At 65.2% G+C, this 12,836-nt stretch carries 15 protein-coding genes; 8 read left to right on the forward strand and 7 right to left on the reverse strand.

What is annotated here, in order from left to right; all coding sequences use genetic code 11:
- Positions 1-68: 68 nt before the first annotated feature.
- A complete protein-coding gene (locus J1N60_RS13300; RefSeq protein ID WP_312908133.1) occupies positions 69-950 on the forward strand; it encodes an amidohydrolase family protein in 882 nt (293 codons plus the stop codon).
- A gap of 64 nt (positions 951-1,014) precedes the next feature.
- A complete protein-coding gene (locus tag J1N60_RS13305) occupies positions 1,015-1,305 on the forward strand; it encodes a hypothetical protein (RefSeq protein WP_312908135.1) in 291 nt (96 codons plus the stop codon).
- Positions 1,306-1,389: 84 nt separating this feature from the next.
- Here J1N60_RS13305 and J1N60_RS13310 read toward each other — a convergent pair whose 3' ends face one another.
- Genes J1N60_RS13310 through J1N60_RS13320 form a run of 3 tightly spaced genes read right to left on the reverse strand, consistent with a single transcriptional unit; the run spans position 1,390 to position 3,828 of the window.
- Entirely contained in the window at positions 1,390-2,205 is an 816-nt protein-coding gene (locus tag J1N60_RS13310; protein ID WP_312908136.1) for a ZIP family metal transporter, read from the reverse strand.
- A gap of 30 nt (positions 2,206-2,235) precedes the next feature.
- The gene (locus tag J1N60_RS13315) at positions 2,236-2,952 is read right to left on the reverse strand and encodes a DUF502 domain-containing protein (protein ID WP_312908138.1); all 717 of its coding nucleotides are present in this window, start codon (positions 2,950-2,952) and stop codon (positions 2,236-2,238) included.
- A 39-nt stretch (positions 2,953-2,991) separates the two neighbouring features.
- Positions 2,992-3,828 carry a proline dehydrogenase family protein gene (locus tag J1N60_RS13320; protein ID WP_312908140.1) on the reverse strand — a complete coding sequence of 279 codons (837 nt, stop codon included), beginning with the start codon at positions 3,826-3,828 and terminating at the stop codon, positions 2,992-2,994.
- Between the two features lie 170 nt (positions 3,829-3,998).
- On the opposite strand from J1N60_RS13320, the gene J1N60_RS13325 reads away from it, so the two are divergent.
- On the forward strand, positions 3,999-4,544 hold the full coding sequence (locus tag J1N60_RS13325; RefSeq protein WP_312908142.1) for a CDP-2,3-bis-(O-geranylgeranyl)-sn-glycerol synthase: 546 nt from the start codon (positions 3,999-4,001) through the stop codon (positions 4,542-4,544).
- A gap of 191 nt (positions 4,545-4,735) precedes the next feature.
- A complete protein-coding gene (pyrE, locus tag J1N60_RS13330; RefSeq protein ID WP_312908143.1) occupies positions 4,736-5,269 on the forward strand; it encodes an orotate phosphoribosyltransferase in 534 nt (177 codons plus the stop codon).
- Between the two features lie 462 nt (positions 5,270-5,731).
- Here pyrE and J1N60_RS13335 read toward each other — a convergent pair whose 3' ends face one another.
- From J1N60_RS13335 to J1N60_RS13345, 3 genes are all read right to left on the reverse strand, one after another.
- A complete protein-coding gene (locus J1N60_RS13335) occupies positions 5,732-6,370 on the reverse strand; it encodes a ribulose-1-phosphate aldolase (protein ID WP_312912587.1) in 639 nt (212 codons plus the stop codon).
- A gap of 8 nt (positions 6,371-6,378) precedes the next feature.
- The gene (locus tag J1N60_RS13340) at positions 6,379-7,113 is read right to left on the reverse strand and encodes a ribulose-1,5-bisphosphate 5-phosphatase (protein WP_312908145.1); all 735 of its coding nucleotides are present in this window, start codon (positions 7,111-7,113) and stop codon (positions 6,379-6,381) included.
- A 97-nt stretch (positions 7,114-7,210) separates the two neighbouring features.
- Positions 7,211-7,663, reverse strand: a complete 453-nt coding sequence (locus J1N60_RS13345) for a ferritin-like domain-containing protein (protein ID WP_425499292.1) — start codon at positions 7,661-7,663, stop codon at positions 7,211-7,213.
- Positions 7,664-7,800: 137 nt separating this feature from the next.
- Here J1N60_RS13345 and J1N60_RS13350 point away from each other — a divergent pair, with 137 nt between their 5' ends.
- The 3 genes from J1N60_RS13350 (at position 7,801) to J1N60_RS13360 (ending at position 10,612) form a co-directional block, all read left to right on the forward strand.
- On the forward strand, positions 7,801-8,712 hold the full coding sequence (locus J1N60_RS13350; RefSeq protein WP_312908147.1) for a dihydrodipicolinate synthase family protein: 912 nt from the start codon (positions 7,801-7,803) through the stop codon (positions 8,710-8,712).
- 129 nt (positions 8,713-8,841) lie between these two features.
- Entirely contained in the window at positions 8,842-9,972 is a 1,131-nt protein-coding gene (locus J1N60_RS13355) for an acyl-CoA dehydrogenase family protein (RefSeq protein WP_312908148.1), read from the forward strand.
- A 100-nt stretch (positions 9,973-10,072) separates the two neighbouring features.
- Entirely contained in the window at positions 10,073-10,612 is a 540-nt protein-coding gene (locus J1N60_RS13360; RefSeq protein ID WP_312908150.1) for an HAD family hydrolase, read from the forward strand.
- 94 nt (positions 10,613-10,706) lie between these two features.
- Here J1N60_RS13360 and J1N60_RS13365 read toward each other — a convergent pair whose 3' ends face one another.
- Positions 10,707-10,943 (reverse strand): DUF5822 domain-containing protein, encoded by a 237-nt coding sequence (locus tag J1N60_RS13365; protein WP_312908152.1) that lies wholly within the window; start codon positions 10,941-10,943, stop codon positions 10,707-10,709.
- Between the two features lie 142 nt (positions 10,944-11,085).
- Between J1N60_RS13365 and J1N60_RS13370 the strand changes: the two genes are divergently transcribed.
- Complete coding sequence (locus J1N60_RS13370) at positions 11,086-12,807, forward strand: sensor histidine kinase (protein ID WP_312908153.1); 1,722 nt, start codon at positions 11,086-11,088, stop codon at positions 12,805-12,807.
- Positions 12,808-12,836 lie beyond the last annotated feature (29 nt).

Raw genomic sequence — 12,836 nt, forward strand, 5'->3', positions numbered from 1 at the left:
AATGCGGTGGCGCTCGCCCGTCAGCGCGAACCGGCGTCGTTTTTACGGCCGCGGGCGGAAAGTCGGGTATGACGCTTCCGGCAGTACTCGAGGCCGCCGACGGGCCGCGAGCGATCGACACCCACGCCCACCAGCCGACCAGCGAGTTCCTCCACGACGCGGGCGGGGAGATGATGCGCGACGCGGCCGACCGCTTCGGAGCCGACCTCGAGACCGACACCTACGAGCACATGGTCGAGGAGTACCGCGAGGCGGGCGTCGGACGGACGGTCCTCCTCGGGTGGGACGCCGAGACCAACACCGGCAATCCGCCGGTGCCCAACGACTACGTCGCCGAGGTTCGGGACACGTACTCGGACTTCTTCGTCGGGTTCGGCTCGGTCGACCCGCTCAAGGACGACTGCGTCGAGGAGTCGATCCGCTGCGTCGAGGACCTCGACCTCTCCGGATTCAAGTTCCAGCAGATCGCCCAGGGCTTCGACCCCTCCGACCCCGAACACGAGGAGCTGTGGGCGACCATCGAGGACCTGGGCGTGCCGGTGGTCTTCCACGGCGGAAACTCGACGCTGGGGGCCTGTTCGCCTGGCGGCCGCGGCCTCAAGATCAAGTACGGCAACCCCATGCTGATCGACGACGTGGCGGCGAACTACCCCGACCTCCAGATCCTGATTGCCCACCCGGCGTTCCCCTGGGAACAGGAACAACTGGCTATCTGCCAGCAGAAGGGCAACGTCTACATGGACCTCTCGGGGTGGATGCCTCGCTACATCGACGACCAGGTGCTCCACTACGCGAAGTCCCTGCTGAAGGACAAGGTTATGTTCGGCACCGACTACCCGATGCTCGAGCCCAAGCCCTGGCTCGAGCAGTTCGCCGAACTCGACTTCCCCGAAGACGTGCAGCGAAAACTCCTCTGGGAGAACGCCGAGTCGTTCCTGGGTCTCGAGTGAGCGACCGGAGTCTCGAACTGAGAACGAAGGCAACTGTTGTATGTGCGTCTCGAGTACGTGTGCTATGTCCGTGTCGTACCGCTCGTTCAGCCGTTCGGTCGACCCCTCGTTCGGCCATCCGGTCGGCCGCTGGCTCGAGCACGCCCCCGCGACCATCCCCGGCCCGCCGGAACTCGAGATCGCCCTCTTCGTCCTGGTGGCAATGGTCGTTATTCCGGCGATCATGCTCGGCCTCGTTCTGTTGATCGTCCGACGACGAGCCCCGGGACTCGAGGAGATTCAGGCGTCGATCGACGCCGAATCAGACCACTCCGAGAGCGATACTGACAGCGAACGGGAGTACGAACGGGAGTAGTCCCGGGATGGGGGCGTCGGCGTAGTCACCCCTCCGATTCGTCCCCGACGTATTCGTCCTCGTCGTAGCGGAGTTCGGACGGGATCACACCGCCAGGACGGTATCGACGACCAGCATCACCGAAAATCCGGCGAGAAACGCCATCGTCGCCGTATCCGCGTAGCCGTGGCCGTGACTCGAGGGGATGAGTTCGCGGAACACGACCGCGATCATCGCGCCAGCGGCGAAGCCCGCTGCGATCGGGAAGATACCAGTGACGAACGCCACGAGGGCGAAGCCGACCGCGGCTGCGATCGGTTCGGGGAGGCCGCCCGAGAGCGTGGTGTAGAGAATCGTCTTCGGCGTGGAGACGCCGGCTCTGATGGCCGGAATCGCCATCGCGAATCCGTCGGGGACATTCTGGACGGCGATGGCCGTGGCGATTGCGAGACCGAGTCCCGCCTCGCCGCTGGCGAAGGCGATGCCCACGGCGAGTCCTTCGGGGACGTTGTGGATCGTGACGGTGGCGCCGACGAGCAATGCCCGCCGCCGGTTGTCGTCCATCGCCGCCCGTTCGGCCGCGGCCTCGTCGCTCTGGAGCAGGGCGATTCCCTCCATTCCGCTGGCTTCGTCCCGGAACCCAGTGTTTACGTGGAGGTGGGGAAGTGCGGCATTGACGGCGAGCAAGAAGACCCCGCCGGCGACGATGCCGGTGACGACCTCGAGCGGCGAACCGAGGTTGAGGCCGGGGATGATCAGCGCGAAGACGGCCGCGCCGACCATGACGCCGGCGGCGAATCCCAGCGAACTGTCGTAGACGCTGTGGCTCACCCGGTCAGTGTAGATCGTCGGCAGGGCACCGATTCCGGTCGCACAGCCGGCGAGCGTTGCGATTACGAGGACCTCGGAGAGCGTCGACATAGGTGTGATCTGTCCGGAATCGGCTCGGTTTCAGTCGTTCGCCTCGGACGGTTGGTCGGAGTCGGGCTCGAAGTGCTGTGCGACGCGCTCGTCGACGACGTCGATGGAGATGCCGGCGTCCATGCCTCGATCAGCGTCGCCGAACCCGGCGCTGAGCACCCGGGTCAGGGCGTCTTCGACGTCCTCGTCGAGTTCGGTGATACGGTCTGTTTCGACCTCGATGACGAATCCCGTCGTGATGTTTGGCGACGTCGGCAAGAAGAGTACTTCGCGGCCGTCGTCGGCCGTTTTTCCGGTCTTGAACGCCGTCATTCGCGCCCCGTTCCAGGTCTCGATCTTGACAGGCTTTTGCAGCGATTCCTGCTCCCCGAAGGCGGTTTCGGCAGCCATCTTGGAAGCGTTGTAGACGACCCGGAGGCCAGGCACGCGGTTGGCGACGTTGTCCAGGACGCGTTCGACCAGGCCGCCGATCGTCGTTCGCATCAGGTACCCCATCGAGAGCGTGAGGATGATGAGCACCGTGAGGACGATGACGACCCGCAGGAACTGTGCGACCTGTTCGCGGGTTCGGGCCGCACCCTCGAACGCGCCGTCCGGAATGAGCCATCGGAGCACGTTGGCGTCCAGGATCAACTCCGGGGTGACCCCCGCGATGATCCCGTAGAGCCAGTAGAGGAGGTAGAGGGTGATGAGAATGGGACCGAGAACGACGAGGCCGCTCGCAAAGTCCCGCTTCCACGAGGTCATGTGCTGTGGGTCACACTACGGGGTTATCAGCCCTTCCCTTTACCGGTCGAGGATCGCCCGCAGGGCGAAAAACAGGTTCTCCTTGCGTTCCATGACCCGTCGGTAGAAGTACGATTTCCACCGGCCGCCGTAGGGAACGTACTGCCACATCTCGTACTCTGCGGCGAGTTCCTCCTGGGCATCCTCGCGAACGCCCATGAGCATCTGGAGTTCGAAGTCGGTCCCGTACTCCTCGTGGAGGTCGATGGCGTAGTCGATCATCTCGGGGTCGTGACTGCCGACGGCGACCCCGTCCTCGAAGTGCTCGAAGGCGTACTCGAGCAACTCTCGGTAGGCGCGGTTGACGGCCGCTTTATCTTTGTAGGCGATTTCGGCCGGTTCGTCGTAAGCCCCCTTGACGAACCGGACCTTGCCTGGCAAGTCGGCGAGTCGCTCGACGTCCTCGCGAGTCCGTCTGAGGTTGGCTTGCACGCAGACACCGACGTTGCCGTCGTAGGTCGTCGTCATCGCCTCGAAGGCGTCGAGGGTGACGTCGGTCGTCGTGTGATCTTCCATGTCGATCCAGACGAACACGTCTCGATCTGTGGCCTCCGCGACGATTTCCTCGAGGAGGTCGCGAAAGACGTCTTCGCCCACGTCGAGGCCGATCTGGGAGGGTTTCACCGAGATGCAGGCCTCGAGGTTCGAGTCGCCGATGTCCGCGACGAGCGATCGGTATTCGGCCGCGTCGGCCGCCGCCGGCGACCGGGAGTCGTAGTGTTCGCCGAGCAGGTTGACGATAGCGTTGATGTTCCGGTCGTTCAGGGTCCGTACGTGCTCGAGGGCCGTCGCGGGTGACTCCCCGGCGACGAACCGATTTGCGATGGGCGGGATCATAATCGAACGTGGGTCCCCCTCTTATTTGGCAGTTTGTGATTCGTCTTCGTTGAGGAATCGTCGTCCGCGACCGTTATCGACGTGTCTTCGACCGTCATCGGTCATCGACGCCTCCAATCGACGGTCGAGAACCACCAGCGGTTAAGAGCCACCGGCACATCGAGGGTGACATGGCAGTACTCGAGACGGTCGTCGTCGCGTTCTGGGCGATGGTGCCCGCCTACGTGCCGAACAACGCGGCGGTGCTCGCAGGCGGCGGTCGGCCGATCGACGGCGGTCGAACTCTCAACAGTAAGCGACTACTGGGCGACGGCAAGACCTGGCGGGGAACGGCAGTGGGGACGACGATTGGCCTGATCCTGGCGGCGGTGTTGACGCTATTCGCCGGTGACGCGAGCGATGCTCTCGGCTTCGAGGTGCCGACGTTCACGCCGCTCGCGGCGCTCGGGCTCGCCGGCGGGGCGATGCTCGGGGACATTCTCGCGTCGTTTCTCAAGCGGCGAACCGGCCGCGACCGTGGGGCGATGTTTCCCGTCCTCGACCAGCTCGACTTCGTCGTCGTCTCGCTTCCGGTGACGGCCCTGCTCGCGACCGACTGGTTTCTGACCTGGTTCACCGGGGAGGTCATCCTCGTCGTCGTCGTCATCACGCCGCTGTTGCACGTCTCGACGAACATGATCGCGTACAGGCTCGGGTTAAAGGACGAGCCCTGGTAGGGTCGCGTCTCGCTCTGCGAGTCGGCCGCTCGAGTGCTGGCCTCGAGTTTCGACCCCGCGAGCCGACGTCGGGTACCAACCTCGAACACGCTCCCCAGTCTCCGGACGCGCATCCGAATTCGAGTCCCAGTTCCTTCGACGCCGAGCGCGCATCACATCGTTTATCTCGATTCGCCGCCCCACTGTCGCCAATGACGAACCAGGCACTCATCGACGCCCTTCGTGACGCCGACGCGGTTCGATACGGCGAGTTCGAACTCTCCCACGGCGGCACCAGCGACTACTACGTCGACAAGTACCTCTTCGAGACCGACCCGCGCTGTCTCGAGTTGATCGCCGAGGCATTCGCCGAGCGACTCGAGGCCAGGGCCGACGCGAAACTCGGCGGGGTCGCCCTCGGCGGGGTCCCGCTAGCGGCCGCGACGAGCGTCGCCGCGAACGTTCCCTACGTCATCGCCCGGAAACAGCGCAAGGACTACGGGACGACGAACCTGATCGAGGGCCGACTCGAGGAGGGTGAGGAAGTCGTCGTCGTCGAGGACATCGTCACGACGGGCACGAGCCTGGTGGACGCGGTCGAGGCGCTACGCGATGCGGGTGCGACGGTCGAGCGCGCCCTGGTCGTCGTGGACCGGCAGGAGGGTGGCCGCGAGAACGTCGAAGCCGCGGGCCTCGAGATGGAGGCGCTGGTGACGGCGGAGGAGTTGCTGGCCGGACGCGACTGACTCGTCCGGGCGTTCCTCGCGTGCGATCCACGCTGTTATTCCATCGGTTCGATTCCGGCATCCGTGAAGGGTCGGACTATACCGTTCCCGTCGAAAAGGGGGCGACCGTCCACCAGCTTATGGCCTGCCCTCCCCCGGGTCGCAGGGCTCTCACTCGTGTTCGAGCCCTGCTCCCGGCCGGTGGCGCGCGCTGCTGGAGTGACCGAGCATTGCGAGGGGGACTCCAGCACATCGTGCGAGGGACGGCGCGAGCGTAGCGAGCGCCGAGGCTGGGGAGGAACGAGGTGCGGTTGTGGAGATGCGGTCGGAGTGGGTTTCAGTCTCGGCACTGCCACGGGTGATTTAGTTCGAGCTCTCGGCTGCTCGAGGTCGCCGTTCCGATGGATGAACTGGCGACAGTTCCGCCGCGAACGGTCCCAGCCACTGTCGGTACGGCCCCAGCCACTGTCGGTGTGGCCCTATCTACTGCCCATACGATTCGAACTTCGCAAGCACCATCTCCAGTTGCTCGTCGGAGAGTCGCTGGGGCTCGAGGCCGGCCGAACGCGCTTCCAGGTAGATCCGGGCGAGGCTCTCGACGTGGGCCGTGTTCTCGAGGGCCGTCTCGAGGTCCGGCGCGGTGACGACGAGGCCGTGATTTTCGATGAGGCTCGCGGTGGCGTCGGCCTCGCGCATCGCGGTGACGATGTTCTCGGCCAGCGCGTCGGTGCCGTAGGGGGCGTACTCAGCGACCGGTACCCGCTTGCCGACGGCGACGATCATGTAGTGAATCGGCGGCAAGGGTTCGTCGGCGATCGCCAGCGTCGTCGACCACGGCGAGTGGGTGTGCACGATGGCGCCCACGTCCTCCCGGCGGTAGATGGCGCTATGCATCGGCACCTCGCTGCTGGGTTTCATGGCGCCGTCGCGGTGCTCGCCGTCGACGCCGACGACCGGTACGTCCTCGACGTCGAACGCGTCGTAGGGGACGCCTGTCGGCGTGATCGCGAAGGCGTCGCCGTCGCCGCCGCGGACGCTCAGGTTGCCGGTACGGCCAGGAGTGAGCGACGCGAGGTCGCTCGCGTGCTCGACCACCTGCTCGCGCTGGGTCTCGAGGATCAGGTTCACAGTCACAGTATCAGCTCCGTTAGGTCGCCGAAGTGATCTATCCTGTGGTCGGGGATGCGGTCGTCCTTCGTTCGATCATCGACTTCAGAGGGATCGGGGTCGTCCGGCTCCTCGCCCGCAGCGTCGAACAGCACCGTCTCGAGGCCAATCGCGTTTCCGCCGACGACGTCCGAACGGATCGAATCGCCGACCATCACCGCATCGCTCGGGTGACACTCGAGTCGCGCGAGCGGGTAGGTGAACATGACCGAGGCGGGTTTCTCCTGGCCGACCTCTTCTGAGGTCACGAACAGGTCGATGGCGTCCGCCAGGTCCAGGTGCTCAACTTTGCGGAGCTGAATCCGGGTGGTGAGGTTCGTGACGATTGCCACGTCGATTCCGGACTCGCGCAATGCCGAGAGCGCCTCCTGGACGCCGGGGTGGAGCGACATCGCCTCGAGGTAGCCCTCCCAGTAGGCGTCGCCCAGTGCCAGCGCGTCCGACGGTCGGGGCTCGCCCGAGCGGCGCTCGAGCGCGCGCTTGAAGTACAGGAGGCGGTCGTGGGAGGCGGCGGTCCCCTCGAGGTCGCGTTTCACGTCGCGGCGGCCGGTCTGGTAGAACGCCTCGAACTCCCCGGTGTCGAGGTCGTAGCCGCGCTCGAGGGCGGCCTCGTGGGCGGCGGTCTTTCCCGCCTCGTTGCACGGCGCGTACGGGTAGAACGTGTCGTCGAAGTCGAAGAGTACGGCGTCGACGGTCATAGGTGACCTGCTCGCGCATCGGTAAAACGCGTGTCGGTCCGATCGACTCGCTTCGAGTGTCGATTCTCGAGTCGCTCGAGTCGACGTCGAGTGCCAGTTAATCGTTCGGGAACTCCTTCTGGAACCCGCGGAACTCCGTCCGGTGGGCCTCCTCGTCGGCCAGGATCGTCACGGCGACGTCCTCCGTGACCGGATCGTTCGCCTCCCCCGCTGCCTCGAACAGCGCGCGATAGGTATCGATAGCGTCCTCCTCGGCCTCGAGCACGCCCTCGATGACGGACTGGACGTCGGTCGTGTCCTCTGGCGGCTGGAGACTCGACTGGCGGGCCTCGAACTCCATCGATCCCGGCGGGGACTCGTCGAGTTGTTTCAGCCGGTTGCCGAGCATCCGCGCGTGCTCGAGTTCCTCCTCCACGTCCGCCTCGAGGCTCTCTTTGACCTCCTCGGCGTGGACGCCATCGAGGACGATCGCGTTCGTCAGGTAGTTCATCACGGTCTCGAGTTCGTCGATGTACGCCTTCGTCAGTATGTCGGTGACCTCGTCTGCCATGATCGGTTCTATCACGAACGCTCGTATAAAGCTGACACCGGCATCGCTCGCGGTCCAGCGTGCGGCCAGCATCGCTCGCGCCGGAAGCACTGCCGGCACCGCCGTCCTTTATAGCCGTGCCAGACTGAGTTGCGGGTATGTCGAATCACGATCCTGGAACGGCGGACCCGCTCTCGGTCCACGGCGTCGTTCCCCCGACGGTCACGGCGTTTCACGAGGACGAGTCGGTCGACTACGAGACCACGGCGGCCCACGCCCGGTTCGTCGTCGACGGTGGCGCCCACGGCGTGTTCCCGCTCGGGACGAACGGCGAGTTCCCCCTGCTGACCGCCGACGAACAGCGAGGCGTGGTCGAGGCGGTGGTCGAGGAGATCGACGGTGAGGTACCCGTCATCGCGGGCGTCGGCGCACCGAGCACCCACGAGACGGTCCAGCACGCGACCCACGCCGAGCGCGTCGGCGTCGACGGCCTGGTCGTCGTGACACCGTACTACTACCCCGTCGACCACGATGCCGCCCTCCAGCACTACCGCCGGGTGGCAGAGGCGACTGACCTCCCGATCTACATCTATCACATTCCGAGCAAGACCGGGAACTCGATCGCCCGGTCGACGCTCGACGAACTGGCGAAGATCGACGGTATCGCCGGCCTCAAGGACTCGAGCAAGGACGTGCCCTGGCTCGCCCAGTCGATCGATGCCCACCCCGAACTGACCTTCCTCTCCGGATCGGACTCGCTGCTCTTCCCCGGCCTCGAGATCGGTTGTTCGGGCATGGTCAGCGCGGTCGCGAACGTCTTCCCCGAACTCGTGGTCGACCTCTACGAGGCCTACGACGCGGGCGAGGAAGACCGCGCCCGTGAACTCCAGAGCCGGGTCTACGACGTTCGAGACGCACTCAAGACCGGCGGCGCGTACATGTCGGGCGTCAAGACCGCGCTCCGTCTTCGCGGGTTCGACGCGGGACCGCTCCGGAGTCCGCTGCGGCTGAAAGACGAGGCGAGTACGGCGGCGCTCGAGGCCGAACTCGAGGCGCTGGACCTGCTGTAGCGAACTCGCCGGGTTCGTCGTCGATCGCGTTCGTCGGAGGCTGGTTCGCTGCCGATCGACGGGAAGAGGAGAAAAAAGCGAGGAACGCAAACCGGTGGCATTTTTTGCCGTTGCCGCGGAGTTCGAGGCATGGAACTCACGGCCGAGCAGGAGGCGGTCAGGGACGTGGTGCACGAGTTCGCCCTCGAGGAGATCCGGCCGACGGCGCTCGAGGCCGACGAGACGGAGACGTTCCCAGAGGAGGTCTGGGACGGCCTCGCGGAGATGGACCTGACGAGTCTGACGGTTCCGGAGAAATACGGCGGGTACGACGCCGATCCAATCACCTACGCGATCGTCAACGAGGAGGTCGCCTACGGGATGCTGGCAGTGGCGACGGCGCTCTCGGTCCACTGTCTGGCGACCTCGTGTATCGCCACGTTCGCCGACGACGAGCAGAAGGAGCGCTGGCTGCCGCAGATGGCCACTGGTCGGCCGGTCGGCGCCTTTGCCCTCTCGGAGCCACACGCGGGGTCGAATCCGGCCGAGATGACGACGGAAGCCGTCAAGGACGGGGACGAGTACGTCATCAACGGCGACAAGCAATGGATTACGAACGGCCATCGAGCGGGCGTGATCGTCCTCTTCGCGAAGACCGACCGGGACGACCCCTCGACGGTCACGCAGTTCCTGGTGCCCGCCGACGCGGACGGACTCACCGTCGGCGAGAAAGAGGACAAACTCGGGCTCAGGGCGAGCGACACGACGGGCCTTCACTTCGACGACGTTCGAATCCCGGCCGAGAACCGACTGACTGAGGAAGGTAGGGGGCTCTCTGCGGCCTTCGAAATCCTGACCGGCGGTCGCGTCGCCATCGCCGCCCAGTCGGTCGGACTCGCCCAGAGCGCCCTCGACGAGGCCATCGCCTACAGCCAGGAGCGCGAGCAGTTCGACCAGCCGATCGGCGACATCCAGTCGATCAGGCACAAGCTTGCGGAGATGGCGACCCGGATCGAGGCCTCGCGCCTGCTCACACGGGAAGCGGCCCGCAAGCGAGCGGCGAACGAGGGCGACGCCGCGATGTTCGCGAGCATGGCGAAGTACTTCGCCAGCGAGTCGGCGATGTTCGTCACCAACGAGGCCGTCCAGATCCACGGCGGCTACGGCTACGTCACCGAAGGCGAAGTCGAGCGTCTCTACCGGGACGCCAAAATCACCGAGATCTACGAGGGGACGACCGAGATTCAAAAGAAGATCATCGCTCGTCACCTGCTCGAGTAGCCTACGAATAGTCCTCGAGCATCCCTCGAACCACCGTTCTCGATCCAGAACGCCGGCGGCTACCGAAGCCACTATCCCCTTCTCGTTCCTCTCGTCGTTCGTGAACGCCGACGGATACGATGCGATTGTCTACGACCTCGACGGGACGCTCGTCGACCTCCCCGTCGACTGGGCTGCCGTCACCAGCGACGTCCGCGAGGTGTACCGCGCGGCAGACGTCGACCCGCCGAATTCAAGTCTGTGGTCGCTGTTGGCCAGCGCACCCGACGTCGGACTCGCGGCCGAAGTCGAGGCGACGATCGCCGGCCACGAACGCGAGGGTGCACGGCGGTCGACGCGACTGACTCACGCCGACGACCTCGAGAAGCAGGCTGAGCGAATGCCGGTCGGCGTCTGCTCGCTCAACTGCGAGGCAGCGTGTCGGATCGCCCTCGAGGAACACGCGCTCGCGTCGGTTGTCGGCGCCGTGGTCGGACGGGACTCCGTCGAGACGCAAAAACCCCACCCGGGCCCGTTGCTCGCGGTGATCGACACGCTCGATGCAGTCCCGTCGCAAACCCTCTTCATCGGCGACTCTCCACGCGACGAAGAGACGGCGAAACGAGCGGGCGCGAGATTCCAGTACGTCGACGGACAGTAGACTCTCGAGGTCGACGGTCAGTAGACCCTCGAGACGGCGGATTGCACAGAGGGGGGGGGGTTAGCAAAATACGGACGAGAGAGGTCCCGGCAGTCTACCGACCCTGCACCCGCTTCGCGTACGCGAAGACGGTGAGCGCCGTGAGGACCCAGATGACGGCGCCGACCCGGATGGCGAACTCGGCTCGAGCGTTCCACGTCGGCAGGTCGACGGTCGTGGACGCGAGGGCGACGAGCGGAGCGCCGACCACGATCGTCGTGACGAACGTGACCTGCATCACCCAGCCGTAATCGACGCCCTCCGGGGAACTCGTCTCGACGCGTTGAGGCACACGCGGACGTCTCGAGTGAGCGGGCTTAACGATACTGGCTTTAGCGTCGTTCCTGGTCCTGGCCCGTGAGAGTGGGCCAACGGCTTCATGTACTGGTAGAAGAGTGACTCCTGTATGGAACAGTGCTGCCGCCGGAGGACGGATGACTGACCTCCGTTCCGTCTTCGTCGGGGCATTGCTCGTTGCAGCGGTACTCTCGATGGGGGTCGTCGTCTACGCCCTTCGGAAACGGCGCAATCGTCAGGATCGACTGACGACGATTCTAGCAGTCATGATGGCGATCACCTGTGCCTGGAGCGTCGGATCGCTGGGGGCGCACCTGAGTGCCAGCGCGACAGCGACGTGGTTCTGGTTCGGACTGATCAACGTCGCGACGTTCGCGTTGCCCGTCTCTTGGCTCGTCTTCGCTGCTCACTACGCGAACTACGACCGACATATCACTCGAGGAACGATCGGGCTGTTGGCCGTCGTTCCCACTCTCACGTTTCTCACGATGGTGACGAACGGGTTTCACGGCTGGTTCCTGGCCGATGCCAGGTTCGTCGATGAACGCGCGCTCATCACCTACACGACCGGCTGGGCGTACGACCTTCACCTGATTTACGCCTACACCCTGATTCTCGCCGGCATCGCGCTGATCGGGCACGTCGCATACACCTCCCGTCGCGTTTATCGAAAACAGGCGATTGCGATCGCTGCCGCCGTCGTCGTCCCCCTCCTCGCGAACGTCTTTTACGTCCGAATGGGTGGAATCGAATCGTTCAACTGGACGCCCGTCGCGTTCGCAATTACCGGCGTTGCCATCGCCGCGGCTATCTTCCGCTATCAATTGCTCGAGATCGTGCCGGTCGCCCGGGAATCCGTCGTCGAGACGATGCGCGACGGCGTGATCGTGCTCGACGGACAGGGGCGAATCGTCGACGTGAACGCGACAGCCGAATCCGTACTCGAGGGGTCGGATTCCGATGCCTCCGCTGATCTCGTCGGTGCCCCCACCGATCGAGTCCGGATCGGGACCGAAACCGTCGAATCCATCGTCGAGACCGGCCGTGACGAACTCGCCATCGAACGGGCGGGGACCACACAGCACCTGGCCATCCGAAGCGAACCGATCACGGCCGAGTCGGACGCCACGCTGGTGATGATCCGGGACGTAACCCAGCGGCGCGAACACGAACGCGAACTCGAGCGGACGAACGCTCGCCTCGACGAGTTCGCGAGCGTCGTCAGTCACGACCTCCGGAACCCGCTGAACGTCGCGGCCGGGTACCTCGACATTCTCGAAACGTCCGTCGACGAGGATGGTCGAGAGACACTCGACGTCGTTCGAACGCAACACGATCGAATGCAGGCGATCATCGACGACGCGCTGACCCTGGCGCGGGAGGGATCGACCGTCGACGAAACCGAGACCGAGGCCCTGTCGCTCGAGGCCGTCGCTCGCGAGGCCTGGGACGGCGTCGACACGGGCGAGGCGACGCTGACGGTCGTCGACGATCGATCGCTCGAGGCCGATCGGGATCGGTTGCTTCGGGTTCTCGAGAACCTCTTTCGAAATTGTGTCGAACACGCAGGACCAGCAGTCGCCGTCGCTGTGGGCTCGAGCGACGAGGGCTTCTACGTCGTCGACGACGGACCCGGAATACCACCGGAGGAACGGGAACGCGTGTTCGATTCGGGGTACTCGACCGGAGCAGATGGAACGGGTTTCGGGCTCTCGATCGTCACCCAGATCGCCGACGCACACGGCTGGACCGTCGAGTGCAGCGAACGCGGGCGAAACGGATTCGACGGCGCCTGCTTCGAATTCTCGATTCGGAACTCGGCCGACCGTCTCGGGCCCGCTCTGGCCCAGAAACAGTGACGTTTACTCGCTCGAGGGCGACCGTCGTG

Origin of the sequence: Natronosalvus caseinilyticus (assembly GCF_017357105.1) — an archaeon.
Taxonomy (GTDB): domain Archaea; phylum Halobacteriota; class Halobacteria; order Halobacteriales; family Natrialbaceae; genus Natronosalvus; species Natronosalvus caseinilyticus.

Excerpts from the sequence above, each read along its gene's own strand:
- J1N60_RS13370 (WP_312908153.1), top strand. The coding sequence starts at position 11,086 with ATGACTGACCTCCGTTCCGTCTTCGTCGGGGCATTGCTCGTTGCAGCG.
- J1N60_RS13320 (WP_312908140.1), bottom strand. The coding sequence starts at position 3,828 with ATGATCCCGCCCATCGCAAATCGGTTCGTCGCCGGGGAGTCACCCGCG.
- J1N60_RS13305 (WP_312908135.1), top strand. The coding sequence starts at position 1,015 with ATGTCCGTGTCGTACCGCTCGTTCAGCCGTTCGGTCGACCCCTCGTTC.
- J1N60_RS13340 (WP_312908145.1), bottom strand. The coding sequence starts at position 7,113 with ATGACCGTCGACGCCGTACTCTTCGACTTCGACGACACGTTCTACCCG.
- J1N60_RS13345 (WP_425499292.1), bottom strand. The coding sequence starts at position 7,663 with ATGGCAGACGAGGTCACCGACATACTGACGAAGGCGTACATCGACGAA.
- J1N60_RS13325 (WP_312908142.1), top strand. The coding sequence starts at position 3,999 with ATGGCAGTACTCGAGACGGTCGTCGTCGCGTTCTGGGCGATGGTGCCC.
- J1N60_RS13350 (WP_312908147.1), top strand. The coding sequence starts at position 7,801 with ATGTCGAATCACGATCCTGGAACGGCGGACCCGCTCTCGGTCCACGGC.
- J1N60_RS13355 (WP_312908148.1), top strand. The coding sequence starts at position 8,842 with ATGGAACTCACGGCCGAGCAGGAGGCGGTCAGGGACGTGGTGCACGAG.
- pyrE (WP_312908143.1), top strand. The coding sequence starts at position 4,736 with ATGACGAACCAGGCACTCATCGACGCCCTTCGTGACGCCGACGCGGTT.
- J1N60_RS13315 (WP_312908138.1), bottom strand. The coding sequence starts at position 2,952 with ATGACCTCGTGGAAGCGGGACTTTGCGAGCGGCCTCGTCGTTCTCGGT.
- J1N60_RS13300 (WP_312908133.1), top strand. The coding sequence starts at position 69 with ATGACGCTTCCGGCAGTACTCGAGGCCGCCGACGGGCCGCGAGCGATC.
- J1N60_RS13310 (WP_312908136.1), bottom strand. The coding sequence starts at position 2,205 with ATGTCGACGCTCTCCGAGGTCCTCGTAATCGCAACGCTCGCCGGCTGT.